The organism is Neochlamydia sp. TUME1 (genome assembly GCF_000813645.1).
In the GTDB taxonomy this organism is placed as follows: Bacteria; Chlamydiota; Chlamydiia; order Chlamydiales; family Parachlamydiaceae; genus Neochlamydia.
Map to the genome: position 1 here is coordinate 1 of NZ_JRXI01000125.1, position 11,224 is coordinate 11,224.

The 11,224-nt window shown below is 39.0% G+C and carries 12 protein-coding genes; 6 read left to right on the forward strand and 6 right to left on the reverse strand.

Features of this window, described 5'->3' with window-relative positions; translation table 11 throughout:
- Window positions 1-200: 200 nt before the first annotated feature.
- The 6 genes from DB41_RS05850 to DB41_RS05870 all read right to left on the reverse strand — a co-directional run bounded on the left by DB41_RS05850 (window position 201) and on the right by DB41_RS05870 (window position 5,223).
- Window positions 201-623 (reverse strand): F-box protein, encoded by a 423-nt coding sequence (locus DB41_RS05850; protein WP_039385378.1) that lies wholly within the window; start codon window positions 621-623, stop codon window positions 201-203.
- Between the two features lie 857 nt (window positions 624-1,480).
- Window positions 1,481-2,494: a hypothetical protein gene (locus DB41_RS05855; RefSeq protein WP_039385380.1), complete on the reverse strand. Its 1,014-nt coding sequence runs from the start codon at window positions 2,492-2,494 to the stop codon at window positions 1,481-1,483.
- Between the two features lie 4 nt (window positions 2,495-2,498).
- A complete protein-coding gene (mtaB, locus tag DB41_RS05860; RefSeq protein WP_039385395.1) occupies window positions 2,499-3,791 on the reverse strand; it encodes a tRNA (N(6)-L-threonylcarbamoyladenosine(37)-C(2))-methylthiotransferase MtaB in 1,293 nt (430 codons plus the stop codon).
- A 124-nt stretch (window positions 3,792-3,915) separates the two neighbouring features.
- Complete coding sequence (gene radC / locus DB41_RS05865; RefSeq protein WP_039385382.1) at window positions 3,916-4,626, reverse strand: DNA repair protein RadC; 711 nt, start codon at window positions 4,624-4,626, stop codon at window positions 3,916-3,918.
- 6 nt (window positions 4,627-4,632) lie between these two features.
- Window positions 4,633-4,797, reverse strand: coding sequence for a hypothetical protein (locus tag DB41_RS11675; protein ID WP_155117593.1), 165 nt, complete (start codon window positions 4,795-4,797; stop codon window positions 4,633-4,635).
- A gap of 33 nt (window positions 4,798-4,830) precedes the next feature.
- Window positions 4,831-5,223, reverse strand: coding sequence for a hypothetical protein (locus DB41_RS05870; protein WP_039385384.1), 393 nt, complete (start codon window positions 5,221-5,223; stop codon window positions 4,831-4,833).
- A gap of 280 nt (window positions 5,224-5,503) precedes the next feature.
- Between DB41_RS05870 and DB41_RS05875 the strand changes: the two genes are divergently transcribed.
- From DB41_RS05875 to DB41_RS05900, 6 genes are all read left to right on the forward strand, one after another.
- Window positions 5,504-5,740 carry a hypothetical protein gene (locus DB41_RS05875; RefSeq protein ID WP_039385386.1) on the forward strand — a complete coding sequence of 79 codons (237 nt, stop codon included), beginning with the start codon at window positions 5,504-5,506 and terminating at the stop codon, window positions 5,738-5,740.
- A 50-nt stretch (window positions 5,741-5,790) separates the two neighbouring features.
- Complete coding sequence (locus DB41_RS05880; RefSeq protein ID WP_039385389.1) at window positions 5,791-6,531, forward strand: glycosyltransferase family protein; 741 nt, start codon at window positions 5,791-5,793, stop codon at window positions 6,529-6,531.
- A gap of 2 nt (window positions 6,532-6,533) precedes the next feature.
- Window positions 6,534-8,099, forward strand: coding sequence for a GNAT family N-acetyltransferase (locus DB41_RS05885; RefSeq protein ID WP_080502431.1), 1,566 nt, complete (start codon window positions 6,534-6,536; stop codon window positions 8,097-8,099).
- Entirely contained in the window at window positions 8,096-8,770 is a 675-nt protein-coding gene (locus DB41_RS10780) for an HAD family phosphatase (RefSeq protein WP_052243948.1), read from the forward strand. The genes DB41_RS05885 and DB41_RS10780 overlap by 4 nt, the downstream gene beginning before the upstream one ends.
- Entirely contained in the window at window positions 8,757-9,467 is a 711-nt protein-coding gene (locus tag DB41_RS05895) for an NUDIX hydrolase (RefSeq protein WP_039385391.1), read from the forward strand. Before DB41_RS10780 ends, DB41_RS05895 begins: the two co-directional genes overlap by 14 nt.
- 178 nt (window positions 9,468-9,645) lie before the next feature.
- Window positions 9,646-11,224 (forward strand): hypothetical protein (locus DB41_RS05900; protein WP_039385393.1); only part of this gene is annotated, 1,579 nt, incomplete at its 3' end.

The window sequence follows — 11,224 nt, forward strand, 5'->3', positions numbered from 1 at the left end:
AAAAGCTTACTTTCCTCATCATTAATTAACACATTTTTTTGGCAGACTTACCAACCGCACGCACATCCCTGGAGAAATGAAGCAACCTTGTTTCTTAAGCTCTTTAGATACTCTTAATTGCTCAGGAGCAGGCTTTTGAAAAGCAAAAATCAATACATCCTTTTCAATGAACTTATCTACTCTTTTTTATAGGGCTTTTTTTACGCGTTATCCTCTGAAAAGGCTTCTTCTCCACCTATTTCATTTGCCCAACCAAAAAATCTTAAAGCCTCATCGGGTTGAAGATCACCATGTTCCAAGGAGCTCAACAATTCATCCACTTTTCTCCAATCATGGTCAGCTTCAGACATACGAAAATAGTCTTCTTTGTAAGTTTCACCCACCAGCTCACTAACTTTAAAATACCGTTGATAAAGACTTTTCCATAAAATCTCTTCCTCGGCCAAATTTTTCCATTGATGGCATGTCAATTCAACTTCAAGGAGGTCGGAAGCTTGCAAAAAAGAAAAAATATGTAATAGCAACTCATCCGGAAGCTGCTCTATAGAGCTAACAGCAAGCTGAGTGGGAAAAGAAGAAACCGCATTTTTATTGTTATCATTATTTGCTAATGTATTTACCATCTCATTTCCTTAATTAAACCAATTAATATTTATGATTTTTGTTTTTAAAGCAAGCTTTTTTTTGTTTAATAATCATATAAATGCATCAATTTAGTGAGCGGTCACAAAACAGGATATAAATGGTTCTGCCGATAATAAAAGTTATGGGTTACCTAGTATGATACATATAGAGCAACTGTCAAAAAACCTGCAATAGATTTTCCTTGGCCATAAAGAGTTCTAATGCAGCAGTATAACACTTTCCTCTTACATACCATAACTACGTTTCTTAAACCTTCTGCTGCAACGCTATTGGCCTTAGCAATCACAGGATTCTTTAAATAAGCGCGAAAATATTAATCTCCTTAGAAGTAAGGCAAAATCCTCTCCACTTTTTACTGCTACCCAGTACTTAAGCTCTTGCAATCTGCAAGATATGCCATTTAAGATCACCCTTACTATCGTCCAAGTAAACTGGCTGATTTATCTTCTTTCTTAGGGTATGTTTAATCCCTAATAAGCTTTTGCCAATTGTCATATCCAACTTTTTAAGCGTTATGGATCGTCTAAAGATACATTAGAATGTTCTAATTGCCTCTAATGTTACGGATAGAAGAGCTAAACAGTATTAAAGTTCTTCTTTTATGCTATGCAGAGAGGTTTATTGGCTGGCAAGCTTATTTTTATCTTTTATGCTTTTATGAACAACTTTTTTAAGGATTTTTCAAAAAGAAAAGAACTTAATTGCAGAAGGAAATTTTAACTAGCCAAAGTGAATAGCCCTAGAAATTTCAGGCACGCTAAAGTCAAGTAAGACTCACTTGCATTTCCTTAATTAAAAAGCTAATTATCCTAAAAGAGAAGTAAAAAATAATTTATCAATGCTGAAAATTATCAAAGGTATAAACTTTTCCCTTACTTATCTGAATAGGCTTTTCCACTAGCTGAAATTGTCCATTTAGACGGTAACGCTTGACATTTTTAGGAAAATGAAACTGTACAAGTTCATCACTTTCAGCATGAAAAATCATACGCCGCATAAAATGCTTGGTCCATTCTAGATCTAGCAGGCCCAAGGAAGTACACTGAATATGAAGGAAACGTCCACAATGAAATTGTGCAGGAAGAGAGGGTAAAACAAAAATTTCATTAAGTTGGGTGCGGATAAACAAGGATCGAATGATGCGTGCCCCCTCGGTCAGCAAAATAAGAGGTGATAAAGTAGGTGGGGCAGCATCTAAAGCAAATCCTTGATATTGTTCGTCGTTCAAGCGGGGAGAAAGAATACCTTCAAAGGCTACTTTAAATAAATTGATAAAAGCATCATAAACATCTTCTTTAGAAGCTGAGAGGCAATCTTTAAAAAGAGCTGCTGTCCCTACATAGGCAACCTTTGAAGGTGAAGTTAAAAGCTGCCCTAAACGTAGCCAGATGGGAAAGATTTCTGTTAAATTTTCTCTTATCGCCACCCTCTCCCAATCTTGATTTTTATGGTTACCTAACGATAAACGCTCTGCTGAAAAAAAGGAGCCCACCTCGTGATTTAAAATCAACTGCTCGGGTTTCCAAGCTGTCAATCCTTTATCAATGTAAAGAGCAAATTGTTTAGGTTGTTGGGTTGTAAGAATACGATAACGAAAATAAGCGTGTAGATCAAAGCCCCATACATCAATAGCTCCTTTTTCCAGATCAAGCTGTACCGTGAATTCTTTCACAGGTCCCTTCACAGGCACAGGAGTTTCTTGGATTAATTTAGGAACAGCGTAAGAGAGATCATATACACGTAAAAGGGCTGGAAATATTTGAAAACGCAACAGGGAGCCTGGCAACACACAATAGGTTCCTGCTGTATGCGAAAAAGGGCGGAGCCGTTCGGCAATTGTGATATGCATAGGGTTATCCGCAACTGGCCTGTCTGCAACTCAAACGCCCAATCAGACCATCAGGAGTATTAGCTATTAATTCTACTTCTAGGATCGCGTTTGGCGCATGGTCTGATCGAGGCACCCAAACCATCAAAAAATTTTCCGTATGGCCGCAAATTTCTCCAGGGCGTGAGGGATCGATATTTTCAGTCAAAATTTTCATGCGACGGCCGATAAATTGCTCTCGCAGCTCAAAGCTTATTTGCTCAGCAGTCCGTAGGACTTCATGCTTTCTCTTTTTGATAATTTCTTGAGGAATTTTATTAGGCATAAGAGCAGCTCTTGTACGAGCTCTCTCGCTATAGGGAAACATATGGACTTTAGCAAATTTTACTTGTTTCATAACCTCTAAGGTCTCAGCAAAATCACTGTCTGTTTCACCTGGAAAGCCTACAATCACGTCTGTGGTAAATGTAAAGTCAGCGCTTGCACTCTTTAGCCTTTCTACCGTATTAAGGAAAATTTGTCGGGTGTATTTGCGGTTCATACGTTTTAAAATCACATTTGAACCGGCTTGAAGAACGATATGCATAGAATGACAGGTATGCATCCCATTCAAGATCGCATCCGCAAGATCATCATCAACTTCGTCAGGATCAATCGAAGAAACTCTCAAACGCTCAAGCCCTGGCAGCCTATCTACTGCGCGCACTAAATCAGCTAAGCGATCAGGTTTTTCATTTTCAGGTTTGGCACCATCAAAATCACCAATATTAATTCCCGTTAAGACAATTTCTTTATATCCATTAGCAATTAATCCTTTCGCTTCTTTAACTATCTCATCTAAAGAGCGAGAACGCGAGCGACCACGCACATAAGGAATGATGCAATAGGTACAAAAAGAATTACAGCCGTCCTGTACTTTGACAAAAGCACGGGTATGAGCCTCAAAGCGTTTAATAGAAAATTCAGGCAACTCTGCAGCAGGAAAAACAGATTCTAAAAGCTTTTCTTTATCTTTATTAGGAACCACATGAGTGACTCCTTGCAGGGATCCTACTAACTCAGGTTGTCTTTCTGCAAAACACCCTGTGATGATAAGCTTACTGCCAGGGTTATCTCTAGCCACCTGTCGAATTTCATGCCGGCTACTAGAATCAGCGGACTCAGTGACCGTACAGGTGTTAATAATACAGATCTCTGCTTGCTCATGCTTTGCAGCTTCTGAATATCCCATCGCCTGCAATTGATCATGATAAGCTTGAGACTCATACTGATTAGTTCTGCACCCTAACGTGACAATCTTGAATTTTTTTTCTACCATGCAAAGTATAATAAACGAAAAATAGATATAAAATAAAGCAGATAGAAGTGAAAAATTAGATCCCCTAAAAAAGAAGGAAGAGACTATTGAATTCTTCAATAGGTAGACTTGCCTTTCTACTTTTTCAAGGAGTATCCCATAAGTTTTTATGGTTCTGCCTTAAAGAAATATAGCGGCCACGCCCTATAATGAGATGATCATTGATAGCTATATCGACCAGACGTGCAGCTTGGATGAGAGATTGAGTTACCTCAAGATCTTCTGGAGAAGGAGTAGGATCGCCACTAGGATGATTATGCACTAAGATTAAACTGGCAGCTTGATGACGGATCACAGGATGAAAAACATCTCTAGGATGAATAGGGGCATGCGAGAGAGTTCCTAAGGCTACAAGATGATGAGAGAGCACATAACCTTTTCTATCCTGTAAGATAACCACAATATGCTCAACTTTGGCATATTCTAATTCATCTTTAATGTAGTTATAAGCGTGCAAGGGTGTAACAATTCTAAATCTTTGGTCAATCGCCTGTTTTGAGGCTCGTAAACCTAAATTTAAGGCGGCTTTTAATTGAATAGCTTTAGCAAGTCCTAAGCCTTTGATTTGCTGGAGTTCTTCAATGGAGGCCTCAGCAAACTTTTGCAAGGTACCAAAACGCATCAGTAGTTCTTGTCCTATGCGTAAAACCGAGCAACCTTTAGTCCCACTTCCTAAGACAATTGCTATTAATTCTGCTGATGATATAGCTTCAGGACCATGCTGAAGAAGCCTTTCTCGCGGCCTTTCTTCTATAGGCATCTGCTGAATCGTATATCCTTCTAGCGGCTTATTCATCGATTACTAGTTTTTTAACTTGATGACGATCACGGGATTATTATCTTCACTTTTACGTTTTATAGCTTCCTTAACAAGCTTATCTACAGGCTCTTCTTCATTTTGAAGCAGAGGAATTATCTCTTGCGAACCGAGTACCTCCGTAGTCCCGTCAGTAGCTAGAACTAACACAGCAGGCTCTTTAAATGGAGATAAATTTATCCTTTAAATTTCAGGACGCGAAGAAAATCCTTTTATATCCTGATGGCCAATGCCGCGTAAAGGTTGCACAATTCCTGCTACACGATGAATGTTTTGCTTATCTTTATCTACCCATCCTTCTCTTAAGTGAATGGATGTTAAAAGCTGCTTATTAGCCATATTAAGATCTTCCTTTTCATTTCTATAACGAGCATCTGTTGTAAGCTGCTGGCAATCAGGGCCTATTCCTAATATAGCCCGCAAATCTCCTAGGTTGCCAATCCAAACTTCTTCAATTTGGGTATAAGGATTATCAAATATTAAAGCAAAAGAAACCGTCGTCCCTGAAGTATGAAGTTGGCACTTTTTCATCCATAAATCATTTACCTTTACCGGTGCCAATTCAGGGCATTCCATAGATCTAGTTCCCGTAAAAATTTTTTACTACTTAATCTAAATATGCCCAACGTTCGTGATTAAGGATTCCACAAATAACAACAGGAGTAAAAAAAGAAAGAGAAGCCATATTTATATCCTTGCTGATACCTTTAAAATATACGCAATTGGCTTAAATTAAAGAAATTCAATAATGGCTTTAAGACAAAAATCAAGAACTAATATTAACTATTTCGCTTATTTTCGATTATTTTGGCATCAAAATTGCTTTGTGATCCAGTATTAACCCTAGGAGGTTTATATGGCCACTACAAATCATGCCAATAATAAAGCTAACTCTTTCCCCATCCCTTCCCTGCTTAAGTCAGAGCTCCCATCTCCTCTTGCTCCAGAAGAAAATCACGTTTCATCTTCACCTGTAACTAAAAGTATATCTTCTGCAGTAGAAGCTAAGCAAATGCTGCCCTCTGCCTCTAATCAAAAGATTTTAACAGCGGAAGGATGGAAAAGAATGATGTTACGTGATAAAAAACTTTAAAGAGCAAATAACACTTGATTTAGAATGTTAACGTACTTTAGCTTTAGCTCATGAAAAATCCAAAAATTAACATTATCATCCAGGCGCGCATGGGATCTACCCGCCTGCCTGGCAAGGTCTTGCAACCTATCATGCAGCGCCCTCTCTTAGGTTATCTCATCGAAAGAGTGCGGCGCATCCAAACCATGCACACTCTCATCATTGCCACAACTACTCATCCTCAAGATGATGTAATTGCCTCTTTTTGTGAAAAAGAAAAAGTTAATATTTATAGGGGTCATGAACATAATGTTCTTGATCGTTACTATAAAACTTGCTGCGAATATCCTGCAGATATTATTGTACGGCTGACAAGCGACTGTCCCTTAATCGATCCTGCGATCGTCGATCAAGCCCTTAATCTCCTTCTTAAAAAAAGCGCTAGTCTTGACTATGTGTCTAACACGCAACTGCGCACTTTTCCTAGAGGCATGGATGTAGAAGCTTTCAATTTCTCTACCTTAGAAAGCGCTTATCATAAAGCTACCAGTAAATTCGATCTTGAACATGTCACTCCTTTCATTTATAAGCATCCTGATCTTTTCCATCTAGCTAATTTCGTACACATGCGCAGCGCTGCCAACTATCGATTAACTGTTGATACTCCAGAAGATTTTTTGCTAGTCAGCAAAATCTTTGAAACTATATACCCTACTAATAAAAACTTTACTCTAGTGGATATTTTGGACGCTTTCAAAACCCATCCGCAATGGAAAAAGATTAATGCGCATGTAAAACAAAAAAAGGTCTGAGAATGGAAGCTGATAAAATAGGATTCGAAATTGTAAAACCTACTAAAGAAGATGCTTTCCAGATCCTACAATGGCGTAATGATGCTGAGACTTTGCGTATGTCTATCCACTCGCAACCTAAAAAATGGGATAGCTTTTATAAAGAATTTATTAACGATTATTTTTTATCTCCAGCGCTGCCCCCTTTATTTATCCTGCTTGATGGACAGCGCGTTGCTTTCTTTTTATTCAAGCCCATTTTCCACCCTGAGCATGCCCATAAGCGCCGTTGTGTAGAAGTTTCATTAAACGTGGCGCCGGAGCACCGTAATAAAGGGATAGGCACAGCTGCTTTGATTGCCACTAAGAAATGGGTGCAGCATCAAGGATTCGATGATATTTTTGCAAAAATTAAAATCGAGAATATAGCTTCTCAAAAAGCTTTTATTTCTGCTGGCTATGAACTGCTTGGACAGACGGTTTTCCATGCAGAAGATATTCAGGAAAATATACCTATTTACCGTTATATGGCCCGCTTGACTCCCTTCATGGAGAATAAGTCTATTTTTATTATCGCCGAAGCTGGTTCCAACTGGCGCATGGGAACTCTAGATAGAGACTTGAACATGGCTAAAACGCTTATCGATAGTGCAGCCGAAGCAGGAGCTGATGCGGTTAAATTTCAAATTTATCGCCCTGAGACTATATACGTAGCTAACGCCGGTATAAGTAATTATTTAGCTGCCACAGGAATTAAGAAGGAGATGCAAGAAATTTTTGCTGACTTGGCGATGCCTTATGAAATGATTCCTCAGCTAGCCGAATATTGCCAAGCAAGTGGCATTGAATTTATGGCCACAGCTTTTTCAATAAAAGATTTTCTTGCTATTGATCCCTATGTTAGAAGGCATAAAATTGCTTCTTATGAAATTGGGCATATACGTTTGCTTGAGTCGATCGCTCAAAGTGCTAAACCGACATTTATTTCAACAGGGGCTGCTACTGAAAATGAAATAGCTTGGGCAGTGGAAGCTTTTTTTGCCTATGGGGGAAAAGAACTGACCTTATTGCAATGCACAGCTAAATATCCCGCTGAAGCAGATAGCATGAACCTACGCTCAATCCTCTGGTTAAAAGAACGTTTTAAATGTTCTGTAGGTCTTTCAGATCATAGCCGGGATGCTATGGTAGCTCCTATTCAAGCAGTGGCGTTAGGGGCTAAAGCTATAGAAAAACACTTTACCCTTGATCGACGCTTACCAGGCCCTGACCATGCTTTTGCTTTAAATCCTCAAGAATTAAAAGAGATGGTGCGTGCTGTACGACTGGCTGAGCAAATGCAAGGATCATGGGTTAAAACGATTCATCCCTCCGAACAAGAATTGCGTCATTTTGCTCGTAGAGGAGTGCAAGCTTTATGCCCCATCTCCGTAGGACAAGTTTTACAAGAAGGAGTCAATGTAGATATTCTACGTCCTGGAAAGCAAACCCTAGGTATCCATCCTAAATATCTTCAGCAAATAGAAGGTAAAAAAGCAGCTCGCTTTATTCCTTTAGGAGACGGTATTCAATGGGGAGATTGGGAATGAGCTTATCTATGGATTTTCAACACTTGAAAGGAGTGTTGATTGATTTTGATGGTACGTTAGTCGACACTATTCCTTTCCTTTTTAAGCACTATCTTTCCTTTTTAAAAACATTTGGCCAGGAAGGCTCCCTTGAAGAGTTTAAAACTCTTATGGGTCCCTCTCTTGAAGAGTTTGTGCCTATTTTAATCGAACGCTATCGATTGCCGGAAAAAAAACATGCCTTAATTTCTCTTTATCATCATGGCTTGGCAGATGTTTATAAACGCGAAGGCAAGCTTATTCCAGGAGCAAGAGAATTTTTGGACTTTTGCCAGCATAAAAAGATTAAAATGGGCTTAGTAACTTCATCGGCTTATCCATTAATTGCCAGCTGTGTAGAGGCACTAGAAATAAAGGACTACTTTGCTTTCATCGTTACCAAAGAGAATGTGAAAAAAACTAAGCCAGATCCAGAAATCTATTTACACGCTTTAAAAACGAGTTCTCTTCTAGCGGACCAAGTGTTAGCTATTGAAGACTCTAGGGCAGGCATTTTAGCCGCTTTAAACGCTCACATCCCTACTATAGCTATACGCAATCCTTATCTTATTTCCATTCCTTCAGGTGCTATGACTACAGATAGCTGGAAAGACCTTACCCTTTGTTTTGAGGAAGCTTATGCAAGACTTTGAGATCTTTCCACTCTCCCCCTCTTTTAAAGTTCACATCAGCCGTATCCAACCTCCAAAAAGAATGAGCCAGGCTACCCTCCTCTCTATTGAAGAAATGTGGAAAAAAGAGCTTCTCCGTACCCAAGGAAAACTTTTTAATGGAAAAATTCTTTGTGCAGATCATTTTGACGGAAAACATCTTTACGGGCGTTTTGTAGAGTATAAACTTTATCTTGCTCAAGTACGCGATCCTACTCTAATCCATGAACTTCATCTTAAGCCCATTTGTGTGTGTGGTTATACTTTAGCAGGCAATGAAATTCTCATGGGTAAGCGCGCAGAGCATGTTACCGATTATCCTAATTATCTTGAGCTAATGCCCGCTGGAGGGATAGACCCCTCTGCCTTAAACGAAGGGCATGTCGATATTATTAAACAACTAAAAACTGAACTTAAGGAAGAAGCAGGAATTGAAGAAGCAATGATTCATCATATTCTTCCCTCTTATTTAATTGTAGATACTCACTCTCATGCTTATGAAATCTGTGCAAAAATCCTTTTAGATCCTGCGGTACCTAAGAAAGAACTTAGCCATGATGATGAACATACAGAAGTATTTTGGATAAAACAAGATCATCTATCCACCTTTGTTCACCAAAATCGTCCTCTCATTAATCCCTTATCTATGCAGCTGCTACAGCTTTTTCTAAATAAATAGGCTTAAATTTTGGCTATCTATACAAGCCTTTTTTAGCTTTTTCCTTCTCTTCCTCTCCATAAGCCAATAAAAAATTCAGCTTTCGCCTTTTTAGCTTTTTTAGAAGGTAAATTAAAATTTCATTGCTACCAAACCACTTCCTTTGTATAAGAAAATTTTTATCTTTTGGAAAGATAGCATGCGAAATTTTCTTTATATTTTTTTCTTATTCAGCATTGGCTCATGCCTTCAAGCTACTGAAGAACCCGTTGGCTTAGCAAACTTTAATTCCTCCCAAGAAGCCCTTATAGGCGAGCAAAATATCGCCACCTTAGGTGGAGAGCCTTCAGCTATGGTAGACGGATGCGTTAACGTCATCACGGGTACTTTTATCGATAGTGCCATTGATGTATGGAGTCCAGGTCCTGATCCTCTCTATATAGAACGTATTTACACTCATACCAGCGGCTGGAATATTAACGAGCCAGATAATGTAGAAATGCTTGGCGGCAGCTTAAACAGAGTTGTTCACGAAGAAAAAGGCATGAAGACTTTATATACCAATACCCTAATTGGGCGCACCCTTTTCATCAATGCAACCAATTACAGTCAGGGGTTGACCAATTGCTCTAAAGGATTCATTAGCGGAAAAAGCAATCCTCATAATCTTCAGATGCAAATTATATCTCCTAAACCAGGTACTTTCGCCGTGTACTTAAGAGATGGTTCAAAAAGCCTTAAATATTTTGGTTCTAGTCATCGCACGCGACTTTCTCTGACTGAGATTCGCTCTCAAGATGGGCTTACTTATGAACAAAAACCTTATGGAATTAAGACGCAGTATACCTATCAAAAATCCCCCTTAGGGTGGAAAATTGATGAGATAAGTAATACCAATAGCCTCCAGCAAGATTTAGGAAAGATTCACTTTGAATATGACAATTTTAAGCTTAATCCCCGCATGGTAGCCTATGCTAATCAAGATAAAAGCGGAAGCTGCGCATATCTTTTCAGCAATTATCCGGCCAGACATGACCTCCATCAAGTGATTTCTACTAACGCCCCTAAAATCTGCTATTCTTACGATGATACTACCCACCGCATGAAACAAAAAGCCCTACCCAATGGTCGCTGCAAGCAAATTGAATATTACGATGAAACCAATCCTTACGCTTATACTAAAAAACCTTTAACTTTTTACGATGGATGTACTTCCCCTTATGAACGTGTATCTTGTTTAAAAGCTGCTGTAGGAACAGATCAAACCCTGCATCCTACCCATCGCTTTTACTACGAGGTAAACTTTATCAACCGTAAAAGTCGTATTTATAGCTATCCCGGTGGGACGACCCGTGTGCTCGATCTTCATAACCAAGAAACTCGCTATCATTATGACTCAAAAAGACGCTTAACAGGCATCGATAAGCTGTTAGACGCTAATCTTTATCGCACGCAAAGTTTTTTTTGGAGCTCTTTGCCACATTTAGAGGGATGCTTAACAACTAAAACCCTACAAGATGGCCAGGGTAACTTACTAAGCAGCCGCTATTACGATTACGACAAAAATGGAAATATAAAACATGAATGGCTGCTTGGAAATCTTACAGGGAATGCAAAGGGTCCTGTGCTAAATAAAGAGGGCATTCCTGTAGCAGGACAATATGACAGCTACATTCGCACTTATGAGTATAGTGATGACGGATACAACCATTTATTACGCGAGCAAGATGGATGTAAAGAGATCGTTTACGTTTATTACCCTAAATCTGCTTTACTTC